Below are 14,009 nucleotides of genomic sequence, written 5' to 3'. Positions count from 1 at the left end.
TTTTAATGTTATTTTGTCATGTTTAAAACAGACTATGAAAAAAACGCACAGAAAAAGTCTGCCATTATGACAGACGGATGCAGAGAAAATCTGACTTATTGGTTTTTAAGATATTCCAAAATAAGCTGATTGACGATGTCTGGTTTTTCGTGGTTAATCCAATGGGAAGCTTCATCAACAAAAATGAGATGTCCATTCGGGCAACGCCTTTCCGTCTCTTTCGCAAGCTTTCTGCTTAAAAAACGGTCTTCCATTCCCCAGATCATCCGGTAAGGTGCTGTTTCGTAAGCGGGTTTCTCTGCAAGGCTGCCTTTTCTGAGAGCTCTGTACCAGTTCAGCATAGCTGTCAGGGCCCCAGGCTGGCTCCACGCTTCTTTGTAGCTGCTGACATCCTCGGACGTGAAAAGTTCGGGACGGGTCGATAATCCAATCGCCTTATCTAATGTTTCATAATCATTTTCCTTTAGTGATGCCTCCGGTATGTCGGGCAGCTGGAAGAATGCGATATACGAGCTTTTCAGCCATTGCGGCGGATAAACAGGCGTTACGGTTTTCATAATGTGCGGGTGCGGAATGTTGATCGCGATCAGCTTTTCAACATATTCGGGGCGTGTTGAAGCCAAATGCCATGCGACAGCCCCTCCCCAGTCATGACCGATGACTATTGCTTTTTCATCTGTGAATTGCGTAATAAGCCCAATGATATCATCTCTTAATGTATCAATCCGGTATGAATCAATTCCGTCCGGTTTGTCACTGAGATTGTAGCCCCGCTGATCAGGAGCAATGACCCGGTAACCGGCGTCGGCGAGCGGTTTAATTTGGTTTTTCCAGCCGTACCAAAACTCAGGAAATCCATGGAGCAGGACAAGTAACGGGCCGTCCTCCGGCCCTGCGGCCGCAACGTGGAGCGTGATTCCGTTTGTTTTGACAAACTGGCATTTAACTCCGTCCACTTCTATCTCCTCCTTGACTGTGCGTCATGTTTTTCAGCTTTTTCTCAGTTAGCATAAACGTAATCACACAGGCGGCAAGCAGCAGGATTAGCTGCAGAATGATCAAGTTGGACCTCAGCAGCAAACCCAACGCCGCAATGACCAAGCCTGACAGGATCATTAATGATGCACTATAACGGTTCGCTTCATTCCATAATCTTTGATCTGACATTGAGCGTCTCGTTCTGTATCCGTATAGACTGTTGATGGATTTGGGAGGAAACAGTTTGATCAATATACCCGCAATGATCATGAGCCCTCCGCTGACTATACCCGCCATATCATCATCTCCTTTCTCATTGTTACGTGCAGAAAGAAGAAATGTTTCATATCCAGGCAAAAAGACAAGCCCCGGCTTGCCTTAATTTATCGGATTTGTAAGTCCTTTGTCTGAATATAGCCCTTAACTCCGCCATCATCAACGAACGCCCATGTGAAGTCAAATCCCCCGTTTTTACTGAATCCCCACCCGAGTATTGTCACCTCTGTACCGGATGAGAGCTGTTTGGCTTTTCCGTTTTCAGGTGTCGGCGCATAAAAGGCTGTCTGTTTCGCTGTTTTCGCTTGGCTTGCGGTTTTCATTAAGAAGTGTGTTGAAATATATGCTTTTTTTCCTTTGAAGTGAATTTGAGCCCAATCGTCATTTGCAAATCCAATGACTGTGACTTTTTGTTCTGATGATAAAGTGCCGAGAATGTCACCTTTATGATTTGGCTCAGTCCGGACATTCAGCTTTCCTGCTTTTATGATGTAAGTATCGGATGATGGCATGCTGGCAGAAATGTCGTGAAGGGGCGCAGCTTGTGCTGCGGGAGCGGAATAAAGTGCTGACAAACCCAGTCCTGCGGCAGCTGTTAAAGCGAGCATTGCTTGTTTCTTTTTCATATAAAGCTCCTCCTCGCATTTGACAAGATATAAGTGGTATTCCCTGATTGACAGGCTGGTGAAACCCGTTTTGTTTATTTTTCTGCCTGTTAAAGTAATTTTAAGGAAATGAAAAAACCTGCCGGACGATAACGGCAGGTTTTTTAATGCAAAAGGCCTTTGCTTTGGTTTAAATAGTCGTTCACATCATCACGGGAGCTTTGGAAAAGGTGGAGCTGGCCGCCATAGTTTTCGATCCATTGTGAGACGATTTTTTCGGTCATTTTTTCACCTTGATAGGCGTGTCCGGCTTTTGCATAGGTTGCTTCAAAATCGCTCCATAGCAATTCCACCCATGTTTTTGCCTGTATATAGCTGATCATATCGTTCTTTTCCAGAAGCAGATTTGTCAGTTTCTCAATGTACGTATTCATGTGTGCAGTCTCCTTTCTTCAGGAAAAAAATGACGCTTTAAAACGTGCTGTTCTCCATATACTAACCTTACGTCTTCATCTGGAAAGACGCAACTTTTTGATCTCGAACCTAGGGGGAAATGACATGGTCCGGAATAAGGAAAAAGGATTTCCTTACGAAAACGAAAACAAATTTCAGGGTGAACCGAGAGCAAAGGACGACTATGCTTCAAAGCGTGCTGACGGATCCATCAATCAGCATCCTCAAGAAAGAATGAGAGCTTCCGGCAAACGGTAAAGAAGAACAGCTGCATGCGCTGCAGCTGTTTTTTTATCCTTTATTGACTTGATACTCGTAAACGCTCTTCTTTTCTGACACGTGTGCGAAGGTCGAAAGCACGAGACCGCATGCGGTCATAAGCGCTCCGCCCGCAAACAGCCAGGAATAAGAGCCCGTTCCGCTTAAAATCATTCCTCCGATCCACGCACCTAACGCATTAGCAAGGTTAAACGCTGACACACTGACAGCGGCGGCAATGGTTGTGCCGCCCTCAGATGAAGAAATGACCTTCGTTTGCAGCAAAGGCGGCGTGCCGAATGCGCATGCCCCGAATAAAAACGTTCCAACAACGGCAGCGGCCGGATAAATGGCGATGTAAGGAAATACGGCAAGCACACCGATCAAACCGATCATCACGCCGATCATCGTCCGAGTCAGCAAAGGAAGCGGCACTTTTCCCGCAAAGAAATTCCCTGCAACGCCCCCTAATCCATATGCAAAGAGAGCGCCTGTAATGCCGACTGTGCTGAATCCGGCTGAATGTCTCAAAATCGGTTCGATAAAAGTATAGGCGATAAAGACGCCGGAATAGCCTAAGATTGTAATCGCGAAGGAATACAGCACCTGTTTGTGCTTAAATACCCCCCACTCATTCATTAGCATCGGGATCACTTTTGGTTTTCTGTTCGGCACGGCAGCCATGAGGCCTAGGAATCCAATGACGCCAAGCGCCGTAATGATGGAAAACACGGCTCTCCAATTCAGGACATCTCCGAGATAGGATCCGAATGGAACACCCAGCATCAGAGCCACTGTCAGTCCGCCGTTCATTGAGGCTGCGGCTGCGGCACGCTTTTCCGGCGGGACCATTTCACTGGCAAATACCATTGCGATCGCAAAGAAAGCGCCATGAATGGAAGCAGATAAAATTCTTGAAACGGCCAATACCGCAAAATTCGGCGCCAGCGCGCTCATCAGGTTGGAAAGGATAAAAACCGCCATCAATCCAAGCAGCACAGGCTTTCTCGGAAGCTTGACGGCAATGATTGTAACGATTGGGCCTGTCAAACAGACGCTTGCCGCATAAGCAGTCACAAGAAGCCCCGCAGATGAAACCTGTATATGAAAGTCATTGGCAATCGACGTCAAGATCCCCATTACTGCGTATTCTGTGTATCCGATTGAGAATGTACAAATCATAAGTACAAATATAATAAATTTTACAGATGGGTTTTTGATACTCAACGTCATCGCCTCCTTGATTTTAAAAAACAACGGTTTTCATCTTAAAAGATTTTTGGAGTGAATTCAATGATTTTTTCTTTAAGATTTCGTCTAAATGTGCTGCACAAAAAAAGAGGCTGATATTCAGCCTCCCTGTTACGCTTGCTTCTTTTCTTGCAATACTGAGATTGGCAGCGCCTCCTCTTGATCAGGGGACGAGGTTCTGTATCCCCATGCGAAAACGCCATTTAAATAGCTGATCGTAAACTCGTCCTCAGTGTCTTCCACACGATACGCTGCTCCCGGTGAGAAATCTTCCGGGTTCAGCAAATATGCTTTTGCCATCGTAATTTTCCGTTCGAGCACTGCCAGTTCGTTTATGATTCCAAGCTGTTCGGCTTTTCTTGCTTTTTCAGAAAGTGATGCGATTTCGGTATTGAGTTCGTGCGGTGTCATTTGACTGTATCGTTTCTCCATTTTTCAGCTACTCCTCTTCCTGCAGAAATTGCTCGATTAAATCGAGTGAGAATCCTTTGCGGAACAAAAATTGTTTGACCTTCATGGCACTTTCATATGAGCCGTCATAGCGGTATTTTCTAAACGCTTTTTCCGCGTGAAGGCGCAGCGCTTCTTTCTCTGTGTCTTCATCATTTTCATATTCAATCTGCTCCATAGCCGCGCTGATGACATCAAATGAGAAGCCTTTGCGCTGAAGCTGCATCTGGGCGCGCTGTTTAAGCTCTTTCGTCGAAAGTTTTTTATCTTTTTTGAGAAGCTTTTCAACATGCTTGACCGCTTCTCTCGTCTGATCTTCAAAGGAAAAGGAACTCAGCGCCTCCTTAATTGTATCGTCGTCGATCCCCTTTGCTCTCAGCTCTCTGAACAAAACGTCAGGTCCTTTTCCGTTCGTTTTTTTGTGGGTGCTGACATAAGCCGCGGCAAATTCCTGGTCGTTTAAGTACTTGTAATCGTTAAGCCTATGGATGACTTCCGCAATAACCGGCGCCGAGGTTTCTTTTTTCTTTAAATGGTCCTCAACCTCTTTCGTTGATCTCATGCGGTAGGATAAAAATTCAAGCGCACGGTTGAAGCCTTTCTTCACTTCATCTCCGTATTGAATCTCAATGATGTCTAGATCATCGAGCTCTTTTCCCTTTTTGAGCTCAAATTTTACGAGCACGTCCGCGTCCACGCTGAAGGCGTATTTTTCATCCAGAAAAATATTGAAGCGTTCCGTATTCTTTTTTTGCGCTGATATTTTTGTAATAAATGGCATCTTAATCTCCCTTCTCAGGCCTGAAACGCGTTTTCTTTTATTAAAATGAGGTAAAGTATATTTATTAGAACGATGAGGAGAGATATTCATGAATATCGCAATGACGGGCGGAACCGGTTTTCTCGGCCGGCATCTGACAGGCGTTCTTACGCGCCAGGGGCACCATGTTTATATTTTATCAAGAAACGCAAGGGAAACTGAACAAAAAAATATCACATATGTTCAATGGCTGACGGAGGGAGCTGTGCCGGAACAGGAGCTTCCGCATATTGATGTCTGGGTAAATCTTGCGGGAAAATCGATTTTTGGCCGCTGGACAGAAAAAACGAAACAGCACATTCTCTCCAGCCGTATCAATGCGACACGTGAAGTGCAGCGGCTTATTCATAAACAGAAGGAAAAACCAAAGGCGCTGATCCAGGCCAGTGCCGTCGGTATTTACGGCACAAGTCTCGAGAAAACCTTCACAGAGGATTCTCCCACATCAGATGAGGATTTTCTCAGCCATACTGCGCATATGTGGGAAAAGGAAGGACAGAAAATTGAAGCGATGGGCATTCGGACGGTTTATGCGAGATTTGGCGTAATGCTCGGAGAAAAAGGGGCTCTCCCACTCATGGTTCTTCCCTATAAGCTTCTGGCCGGCGGCACGATCGGAACGGGCAGGCAGTGGCTGTCATGGATTCATGTCGAGGATGCCGCCCAGATGATCCGATACGCGATGGAAGACAATGGCATCTCAGGACCCATGAATGTCACCGCGCCCACCCCCGTGGAAATGAAGCAATTCGGAAAAACGATTGCACGGGTGAAGCACCGCCCGCACTGGCTCCCCGTTCCGGAATTCTTTTTATCAAAAGCATTGGGTGAAATGAGTCTTCTGATTGTGAAAGGGCAGCGCGCTCTTCCTAAAAAAGCGATAACCTCTGGATTTCGTTTTACATATTCGGATCTCGAATTCGCACTCTCACAGCTGATAACAGACGGAAAGGCTGTATAAAAACGGAAGGAAGCGTCAACCTTAAGAATAACATGGTTGAAGGAGGTCCTTTTTATGGAAAAGAAGAGGGAGAAGCATCAGCAAGGCGCGAACCTAAAGAAAATGCAGGAAGTTCTTTATTCAGGCGAATTTAAAAAAGCGGAAAAAGCTGCTAAGCGAAAGTAGGAATACATAGCCCCTTAAAGCCAGATACTATGTTTGTTTGATATCACTTTTTAGGGGGAATTTGATATGGGCAGAAATCATATCCACAAAAACCGTGATAAAAACAAACAAAAACTTCCTCAAGTTCCCGACGCGTTAAAAAGGGAAACTGACGGCGTTTACGAAGAGTATTCAAGCGAGCTTGCTGATGCGGATGACCGCAAAGCGCAAGAGCGTGCGAAAGCAGCCGACAACAGAGCGAAAAAGAAAACCCGTTAATGAAAAACCCCTTGTCTCCGTTTGAGACAGGGGGTTTTTTACATGTCGGTGAACCGTTCACGGATCGGCGTGCGTTTTTTCACTTCCGGCGCTTCGTCAGGATAGCCCGTTTGTATGATAGCGGCGAATCGTTCATTATCCTGCAAACCAAAGGCCTGATGCACCTCTTTGTCGTAAAGGATTTTTCCGCTTTTCCAAACCATGCCGATTCCTTTTTCCCAGGCGAGGAGCTGAAGGTTTTGGATCAATGAGCTGGTTGCCGCAAAATCATCGTCTCGCGCTCTTTCGTTTTCATCTTGTTGGAACACGACGAGCAGAAATCCCGGGACGCGTCCAAGTGTGTTTTTGAAATTTTGCAGTTTTTCCTCTGTCATATCCGGCTTTGCTTTTTGAGAAAACGAAGCAAATGTGTTGATCAGGTTTGCTTTTCCTGTCTCACTGGAAACGTAAATAAATCTCCACGGCTCTGTCACTCTGTGATTTGGCGCATATTTTGCCGTTTCAAGCATGTCAAGAATGACTGCTGAAGGCACGGGCTCTGGCTTGAATTTTCGAATCGACCTTCTGCTGCGTATGATGTCCCGCAGTGCTGAATGTTGATGTATCTGTTCGGTTTGAGGCATACCGTTTCACCTTCCTAAGCAATTGAAAATGATTATCATTCATAATGATAACGGAAAGTGTATCTTGTTGTAAACCATCTTCCGTTTTAGATTTTCAGAATGCGGGTTTCTGAGTAAACTGCCGTTCCTGTCATATGCACTTTCACATGACCGCCTTCTTCAATCATTTCAATTTCCACTTTTCCGTCCTTCCCTATTTCCTGCCCTTGTTCAATGATAAATTCATGCTGATCGGCACGGCCGTACTGTTTCATATAAGCCCCCATCACGCCGGATGCTGTGCCGGTCACAGGGTCTTCTATCGTTCCCGAATACGGGGATGAAAAGTGGCGTCCGTGCAGGTCGCTTGCGGGATGCACGGTTTCAAAGGTAAACGGGTGGACGGAAGCCTTTGGCAGATCAACTAACACGTCCGGAAATTGTTTGTTATCCGGCACCATTTTTTTGGAGGCCTCTAATGATTTAAGCGGAACGATGGCTGTCCATATGCCAGTGCTGCCAAAAACAATCGGAAGGTCGTCATGAAAATCTTCTTCAGTGATTCCAAGTGCGCCCGCAAGTTTTTTCCGATCGCCTGTAAATGGTTTGAATTGCGGCGAAGCTTGTTCAAGCGTGATATGAATGCGGCCTTCTTTTTCAGCAATCTTCACAGGCAGGATACCGGCTTTGGTTTGGATGCTGTACGTTTTACCGCTCTCCAGCATTCCTTTTTCACATAATGCGTAAAGAGAAGCAACAGTTGCATGGCCGCACAAATTCATTTCGTGTCCAGGGGTAAAGTAACGGAGTTCAAGATCAGCCGACTCGCTTTTCTTGATAAAGGAGGTCTCTGAATATCCGGCACGCTCAGCTATGGTCTGCATCTCTTCTTCAGTGTAATCGTCTCCCTGCAATACGACGCCTGCGGGGTTTCCTTTGCCGGGACTGCTTGTAAATGCTTCATACTTTAATACCTCTATTTCTTTCACTTGTCTGCCGACCTTTCTTTATCAATGTCTCTGTCAGTATAACAAAAATGTTTATGAATTTTCAGTCATTATCAAAAAAACCCATTTTCTTTTATGAGAAAATGGGCGTAACGATCAAGAATTTCTCGTTTTATAGAGTAAATAAATAAAATAAGGAGCCCCGATAGCCGCTGTAAAGACGCCGGCTGGGACTTCCACCGGAGCAAATAAGGTTCTGCCGACGATGTCAGCTGTTAAGACGAGCAATGCCCCGATGAGCGCCGACGCCGGGAGCAGCGCGCCATAAGATGAGCCGACGAGCCGCCTTGCAATATGGGGCGCCATCAGCCCGACAAAGCCGATTGTGCCGGCAACCGAAACCGCACAGCCTGTAAGAGCCGTACTTAAAAGGAGCAAGAAAAAACGATTACGCTGCACGGCGCTTCCCGCACCCGCCGCAATATCTTCGCCCAATACCTGTATATTCATATTTTTTAGCGCGATAAAACAAATAAATAAGAGAATGGCAGATAAGATAACAGCTATTTTTACATGCTGCCAGTTTGACCCATAAACTGAGCCAGTGATATACACATTGGCTTGTGAAGCCCGGTAAATCGGTCCTTTAATCATCAGCAGGGTGGTCATGGCTTGCGCCGACATTGAAAATCCGATCCCGATAAGCACCAGCCGAAATGTGGAGGCACCATTTTTGTATGCCAATAAATAGACGATAAGCCCAACAGCCGAGGCGCCGATAAATGCGGCCGCCGGAAGCCATGAAAGACTGATCGTAAGTGAACTGCTGCGGTCTGAGAAGAACATCATCACAAGCACGACCGCTACCGCCGCTCCTCCCGTTATTCCGATAATATCCGGGGATGCGAGAGGGTTTCTGACGAGCCCCTGCAATATCGCGCCTGCCGCTGCCAAACAGACGCCGGCGCATAAAGCGGTCAAAATTCTTGGCATGCGGAACGACATGATCATCAGTTCATCAAGTTTGGAACCTGCCCCAAAGAATGTTTTTGCCACATCCAAGGGAGGAATAAATCTTTGGCCGAGACCGGCGCTTATGATCAGTACAGCCGCTGTTAATCCCAGCAGAACCAAAAAAACGATCCATGCTTTCTTTTCAGCCGCGGTAACGCCAAAACGAAGTTTCATAGCTTTGCCCCCCTTCTTGCGATATACACAAACACAGGCATACCGATGATGGCTGTCATGACCCCGACAGGAACTTCCTGAGGCATAATGATGTACCGCGCCCCTATATCCGCGGCAACAAGCAAAACCGCACCCAAAACAGCGGAAAACGGCAGAACCCAGCGATAATCATTGCCGACGATAAATCGGGCAAAATGCGGAATAATGATACCGATGAAGGAAATCGGCCCGGCAATAGCGACAGCAGATCCGGCAAGCAAGACAACACAAAGCGCCATCACAAATTTCAGCAAGCCTGTTTTTTGGCCGAGTCCTTTTGCCACATCTTCTCCCATAACAAGAAGATTAATTTTTTGGCCAAGAAAGAAACTGATCACAAGCGCTGCGGCTGCATACGGGAGCATCGTCATCAACAGATCCAGGCTCCTGCCCTGCACAGAGCCGGTCAGCCAAAAAAGCACTTGAGCAAGCTCGAGTTCATTGACAGAAAGCAAGCCTTGTGTCAGAGAAGAAAACATGGCCGCCATGGCAGCCCCCGCCAGCGTCAGTTTGATTGGCGTCAGCCCTTCCCTTCCAAGCGAGCCTGCCGCATAGACAATCGCGGCGGTGAATGCAGCCCCGAGAAACGAGCTCCATACCAGCGCCTGAGGTGATTGAATATGCAGAAAAAAAGAACCGGCAACAATAAAAAAGCCAGCACCGGCGTTTATGCCGAAAATTCCCGGTGACGCGAGCGGGTTTTTGGTGAGCGCCTGCATGAGAGCGCCCGCGGCTGCAAGCGAGGCGCCGACAACTGTGGCAACCAATGCACGCGGCAGTCTGACGTCTTTGATGATGACATGTTCATTTGTTCCATCGAAAGAAGTAAACGCCTGATAGACCTGTCTCCAGGACGTACCTGTATAGCCGTAAACAACGCTTGCACAGACAGCCGCCAGTAAAATCAAAATCAGACATAATAATACAATCCATTTTGAAGATGCCTTTTTGCAGATCATGATCTAATTCTCCTAGTTATTTACTATGTAATGTTTGTTTTTGAGAATAATCCTCAATTAGGGATTGACACTCTCAACACTGCTTATTATGATCTAAATGATAATGAATTTCAATATCGGGAGGAAAAAGATGAAAAAGCATATCAGCATGCTATTCGTATTTTTAATGGCTGTTATGGTGCTTTCTGCCTGCAATAGTTCAGAAAGTTCAAGTAACAGCGAGGGATCAAGCAGCAAAACAAGAACGGTCAAACATGCAATGGGGTCATCAGACAACATTCCCGCCCATCCAAAACGGATTGTGGTTTTAACTAATGAAGGAACAGAGGCGCTCTTAGCGCTTGGCATTAAGCCTGTCGGTGCCGTAAAGTCATGGAAGGGCGATCCGTGGTATGACTATCTGAAAGATGACATGAAAGGTGTTAAAAACGTAGGTCTGGAAACAGAACCGAATGTGGAAGCCATCGCGGAATTAAAGCCTGATTTGATTATTGGCAACAAAGTGCGCCAGGAAAAAATTTATGATCAGTTAAATGCGATTGCGCCGACTGTTTTCGCTGAATCTTTAGCCGGGAACTGGAAGGATAACCTGACTCTGTACGCCAACGCGGTGAATAAGGCTGACAAAGGCAAGGAAGTCATTGCCGATTTTGATAAACGCGTTTCTGATTTGAAGGACAAGCTTGGCGATCAGACAAATAAAACAGTTTCTGTCGTACGCTTTTTATCTGGCGAGTCACGAATCTATTACACTGATTCATTCTCGGGGATTATTTTAGACCAGCTTGGCTTCAAACGCCCTGAAAAACAGGTGGAGCTGTTCAAGAAACAGAAGGATCAATTTACGTTTTCTACAGACAGTAAAGAATCGATTCCTGACATGGATGCCGATGTGCTGTTTTATTTCACGTATAAAGCCGATAATGCAAAAGAAAATGAAAAATGGGCCAATCAGTGGACAAGCAGTTCACTATGGAAAAACCTGAAGGCCGTGAAGTCAGGTAACGCCCATGAAGTCGATGACGTCGTATGGACAACGGCAGGCGGAATTAAAGCCGCAAACTACCTGCTTGATGATATTGAAACCTATTTCTTAAAAGCGAAATAAAAAAAGGCTCCGTCTGGTTAGACGGAGTCTTTTTTGCTTTTGCCGATCAGCCGCGTGACGAGGAACATGGTGACAGAAAGAGATCTATTTTTCCGGTACGCCAAATATTTGCCGCGCCACTCCGGTTTGTATTTTTCTTTAAAGGCTCTAAGCCCGCTGAAGCTGTACATGTATCTGACATTATTAAAAATGACAGCGGCAAATCTTTCTGACCAGAAGGATGTAAAGGCGGTGCCGACATTGGCCAAGGGTGCCATTCCCATATTAAATGACGTGCACCCCTCTTCCTTCGCCCATAAAAACATGCGGATGAACAATGCATCCATAATGCCGTTCGGGGCGTCGTCGCGGTAGCGCATCAGATCGACCGATATCTCTCCTTCTTGATACATCGGCATGACATTTGCGAATGCGACGATCTCTCCTTCTGCATTTTTCATATAGGCGATCGGCGCTTTCTGCAAATATGAAGGATCAAAAAATCCGAGCGAGAATCCCTTCTCCTTTTTCGAGCCGAGCCATTCGTCCGAGATTTGTTTCAGATCCTCCAAAAACGCATCAGAAAATGGGGGATGATCCACATGGAAGGTATATTCCTCCCGCTCAAAGCGGTTATTGATTGCCCGAAGGCCGGCTTTTTTCTTCCCAGTCAAGGTAAATGTATGTAAATCCACATATGCTTCCTCGCCCAGTTTAAAGAAGTTGTAGCCAAAATCGTGATACAGCGCCATGTCCTCTCGTTCAATTTGATAGAACAAAACGCTGAATCCTTTCTGATGCGCTTCGTTTAGAAACTCTTCCAGCACAAGCGGGAACGATTCTCTTTGGCCAGACGGATCGCCGAGCACGACCAGCCTTCTGGCGATTTTCCCAAACAGAAGCAGTGCATTCCCGTCACTTGAAAAATAAAACCGCTTATCTCCAAGAAAGCCGAGATGACTCAGCGCGTTGCCTCCGTTTTCATTTAAAAACGAAGCAAGGCGTTCGGGATCCGCTTTTTCCCCGATTGGTTTTGTCTTCTTATGATATACCATCGTAAATATGAAGAAGAACAGCGGCACGATGATAATCGCCATAATCGTCGCATGCGTGATATGAGAGTCGCTGTGGACGAAGTACTCGTGGCGCAGCACCTTCTTCATCCGGTCCCAGATGAACCCTGCGATGAGGTTGTAGTTAAAGAGCGCCACAGTGAAAAGCGCCGCAGCGAAAATCAATTGTCCAAGCGTATAGGATGCCTGTTCCCGGACAAATTGTTTTTTCAAGAGCACAAGCAATACAATAATCATCGGCAATACAAATATCGCACTGATATTAAGCCCTTTTAAAAAGCTGAACACAAACCCGCCGACAAGCGCTGTAATAGCCATCGTATAGGATCGTTTGGTCCGTTTATAAAGCTCGATCGGCAAAATCAGCAGAATGAGCGCCGAGCTCAAGGACAGCCCATTGAACAGCAAAAGAGCCGGACGCGGAATGTGCGGTATGACGGTCAGCCTGTCAATCGGCAGGGATACTGAAGCCAGGACAATCAGGCCGGCAACGAACACAATAAGGGAAAGCGAGCCTTGTAAAATTCTCACTAATATCGCCCGGTGAACGACAAGCAGAACGTTTGTCGTCTCAATAGCCGGTGCGATGCGCGGGTTCGTTTCGAGCCGTTTCATTGTATTTTCAGTCAGGTCGCCGGCAGCAAAGAACAGTCCGAGACCGAATGGGATAAATGAATAGGCGAGCCTGTACAAAACAATCGATGTAACAATAGCCTCCTGATGATAGCCAAGCTGCTCCATCCCGAGCAAAAACAAAAGGTCAAACGAGCCAAAGCCGCCCGGCACGAGGCTGATCATCCCGCCGATTGCCGCAATGACGAACACTCCGAACACATACCTGATATCCGCATGAATGCCCATGGCGAACAAAGCAAAATAGATGACGATTCCAGCCATGAGCCATTCAACAACTGAAGCGCCAATATATGCGAAAATCGGATTTTTCACTTTATCCGCATTCTCTTCGTCCCCGGCTTTGCGGCCTTTTATTTTGGACACCGCCAAGGATAGCGGCAAAATCAGCGCGAAACTGATAACGACCGCCCACAGCCAGGGCTTTTCATGGATCACTTCATCCACTGGCAGCGCCCTCGCTACGACGAAAATGCTGAAAACAGATAGACCGAGCAGCATGGATGATGTAAGCCAGGCGATTCCTTTCACAAGCGCCTTATGGTCTTTCGTATGCTCCTTATAGAACATCATTCTTAACCCTACTCCGGCTAAACCTCCGAATCCGAGCACATTATTAAATGAATTGGCGATCCAGGAAACCCTGAATACCTTTCCGTTTGTGATCGAAAGGCGCAGCGAATATTTCAGGACGTAGTCATACAGCGACATGGCCGCAACAGCCAGGAGGCCGATCAATACAAGAATGAATAAGTCCGTGCGCTCAAGCCCGTTGATAACCATGAGCGTGCGTTTAAATGACAGATTTGTCAGTTCTTTTTTTGATTGATAAATCACAAATAGTAAAACAGCAATAGGAAAAGCTATTTTTAAAATTGATAAAGCATTCTTTTTAATCAGCAATGGTCTCTCCAATCATGTTCTAGTTCGATCTATTCCCCCCAATAATCTCCAACTCATTATACACTACCGCTATTTTTTGGACAAAGTCCCGCTTGCGGTTTCT

17 protein-coding genes are annotated in these 14,009 nt (G+C 46.3%); 5 read left to right on the top strand and 12 right to left on the bottom strand.

Going from position 1 to position 14,009, the window contains the following annotated elements; all coding sequences use genetic code 11:
- Positions 1-95: 95 nt before the first annotated feature.
- From EFK13_RS04825 to EFK13_RS04810, 4 genes are all read right to left on the bottom strand, one after another.
- Positions 96-956, bottom strand: a complete 861-nt coding sequence (locus tag EFK13_RS04825) for an alpha/beta fold hydrolase (RefSeq protein ID WP_129506322.1) — start codon at positions 954-956, stop codon at positions 96-98.
- Positions 943-1,275 (bottom strand): SdpI family protein, encoded by a 333-nt coding sequence (locus tag EFK13_RS04820; RefSeq protein ID WP_129506323.1) that lies wholly within the window; start codon positions 1,273-1,275, stop codon positions 943-945. Before EFK13_RS04820 ends, EFK13_RS04825 begins: the two co-directional genes overlap by 14 nt.
- Positions 1,276-1,361: 86 nt before the next feature.
- On the bottom strand, positions 1,362-1,880 hold the full coding sequence (locus EFK13_RS04815) for an SH3 domain-containing protein (RefSeq protein ID WP_129506324.1): 519 nt from the start codon (positions 1,878-1,880) through the stop codon (positions 1,362-1,364).
- A 143-nt stretch (positions 1,881-2,023) separates the two neighbouring features.
- Positions 2,024-2,293 (bottom strand): YfhJ family protein, encoded by a 270-nt coding sequence (locus EFK13_RS04810; protein WP_024715679.1) that lies wholly within the window; start codon positions 2,291-2,293, stop codon positions 2,024-2,026.
- 124 nt (positions 2,294-2,417) lie between these two features.
- Between EFK13_RS04810 and EFK13_RS04805 the strand changes: the two genes are divergently transcribed.
- Positions 2,418-2,570, top strand: coding sequence for a small, acid-soluble spore protein K (locus EFK13_RS04805; protein ID WP_003223241.1), 153 nt, complete (start codon positions 2,418-2,420; stop codon positions 2,568-2,570).
- A gap of 33 nt (positions 2,571-2,603) precedes the next feature.
- Here EFK13_RS04805 and EFK13_RS04800 read toward each other — a convergent pair whose 3' ends face one another.
- The 3 genes from EFK13_RS04800 to recX form a co-directional block, all read right to left on the bottom strand.
- A complete protein-coding gene (locus EFK13_RS04800) occupies positions 2,604-3,797 on the bottom strand; it encodes an MFS transporter (protein WP_129506325.1) in 1,194 nt (397 codons plus the stop codon).
- A 135-nt stretch (positions 3,798-3,932) separates the two neighbouring features.
- Positions 3,933-4,253: a YfhH family protein gene (locus EFK13_RS04795; protein WP_129506326.1), complete on the bottom strand. Its 321-nt coding sequence runs from the start codon at positions 4,251-4,253 to the stop codon at positions 3,933-3,935.
- Between the two features lie 7 nt (positions 4,254-4,260).
- Positions 4,261-5,052 carry a recombination regulator RecX gene (recX, locus tag EFK13_RS04790; protein WP_129506327.1) on the bottom strand — a complete coding sequence of 264 codons (792 nt, stop codon included), beginning with the start codon at positions 5,050-5,052 and terminating at the stop codon, positions 4,261-4,263.
- Between the two features lie 88 nt (positions 5,053-5,140).
- Here recX and EFK13_RS04785 point away from each other — a divergent pair, with 88 nt between their 5' ends.
- From EFK13_RS04785 to EFK13_RS04775, 3 genes are all read left to right on the top strand, one after another.
- Positions 5,141-6,052, top strand: a complete 912-nt coding sequence (locus tag EFK13_RS04785) for a TIGR01777 family oxidoreductase (protein WP_129506328.1) — start codon at positions 5,141-5,143, stop codon at positions 6,050-6,052.
- 54 nt (positions 6,053-6,106) lie between these two features.
- Positions 6,107-6,217: a YfhE family protein gene (locus EFK13_RS04780; RefSeq protein ID WP_003223230.1), complete on the top strand. Its 111-nt coding sequence runs from the start codon at positions 6,107-6,109 to the stop codon at positions 6,215-6,217.
- A gap of 66 nt (positions 6,218-6,283) precedes the next feature.
- On the top strand, positions 6,284-6,475 hold the full coding sequence (locus tag EFK13_RS04775) for a YfhD family protein (protein ID WP_129506329.1): 192 nt from the start codon (positions 6,284-6,286) through the stop codon (positions 6,473-6,475).
- A 38-nt stretch (positions 6,476-6,513) separates the two neighbouring features.
- Here the strand turns inward: EFK13_RS04775 and EFK13_RS04770 are convergent, their stop codons facing one another.
- The 4 genes from EFK13_RS04770 to EFK13_RS04755 all read right to left on the bottom strand — a co-directional run bounded on the left by EFK13_RS04770 (position 6,514) and on the right by EFK13_RS04755 (position 10,210).
- Positions 6,514-7,098 (bottom strand): nitroreductase family protein, encoded by a 585-nt coding sequence (locus tag EFK13_RS04770; protein WP_129506330.1) that lies wholly within the window; start codon positions 7,096-7,098, stop codon positions 6,514-6,516.
- Between the two features lie 86 nt (positions 7,099-7,184).
- On the bottom strand, positions 7,185-8,066 hold the full coding sequence (locus EFK13_RS04765; protein WP_129506331.1) for a PhzF family phenazine biosynthesis isomerase: 882 nt from the start codon (positions 8,064-8,066) through the stop codon (positions 7,185-7,187).
- A 114-nt stretch (positions 8,067-8,180) separates the two neighbouring features.
- A complete protein-coding gene (locus tag EFK13_RS04760) occupies positions 8,181-9,212 on the bottom strand; it encodes a FecCD family ABC transporter permease (protein ID WP_129506332.1) in 1,032 nt (343 codons plus the stop codon).
- The gene (locus tag EFK13_RS04755) at positions 9,209-10,210 is read right to left on the bottom strand and encodes a FecCD family ABC transporter permease (RefSeq protein WP_129506333.1); all 1,002 of its coding nucleotides are present in this window, start codon (positions 10,208-10,210) and stop codon (positions 9,209-9,211) included. Before EFK13_RS04755 ends, EFK13_RS04760 begins: the two co-directional genes overlap by 4 nt.
- Before the next feature lie 130 nt (positions 10,211-10,340).
- On the opposite strand from EFK13_RS04755, the gene EFK13_RS04750 reads away from it, so the two are divergent.
- Positions 10,341-11,318, top strand: coding sequence for an ABC transporter substrate-binding protein (locus EFK13_RS04750; RefSeq protein WP_129506334.1), 978 nt, complete (start codon positions 10,341-10,343; stop codon positions 11,316-11,318).
- Positions 11,319-11,335: 17 nt separating this feature from the next.
- On the opposite strand, the gene mprF is transcribed toward EFK13_RS04750, so the two are convergent.
- Positions 11,336-13,906 carry a bifunctional lysylphosphatidylglycerol flippase/synthetase MprF gene (gene mprF / locus EFK13_RS04745; protein WP_129506335.1) on the bottom strand — a complete coding sequence of 857 codons (2,571 nt, stop codon included), beginning with the start codon at positions 13,904-13,906 and terminating at the stop codon, positions 11,336-11,338.
- Positions 13,907-14,009: the final 103 nt, after the last annotated feature.

The sequence above is a fragment of the Bacillus cabrialesii genome (genome assembly GCF_004124315.2).
Classification (GTDB): domain Bacteria; phylum Bacillota; class Bacilli; order Bacillales; family Bacillaceae; genus Bacillus; species Bacillus cabrialesii.
Note: the sequence above shows the minus strand (reverse complement) of the source record. Positions and strands in the feature narration are given on the sequence as shown.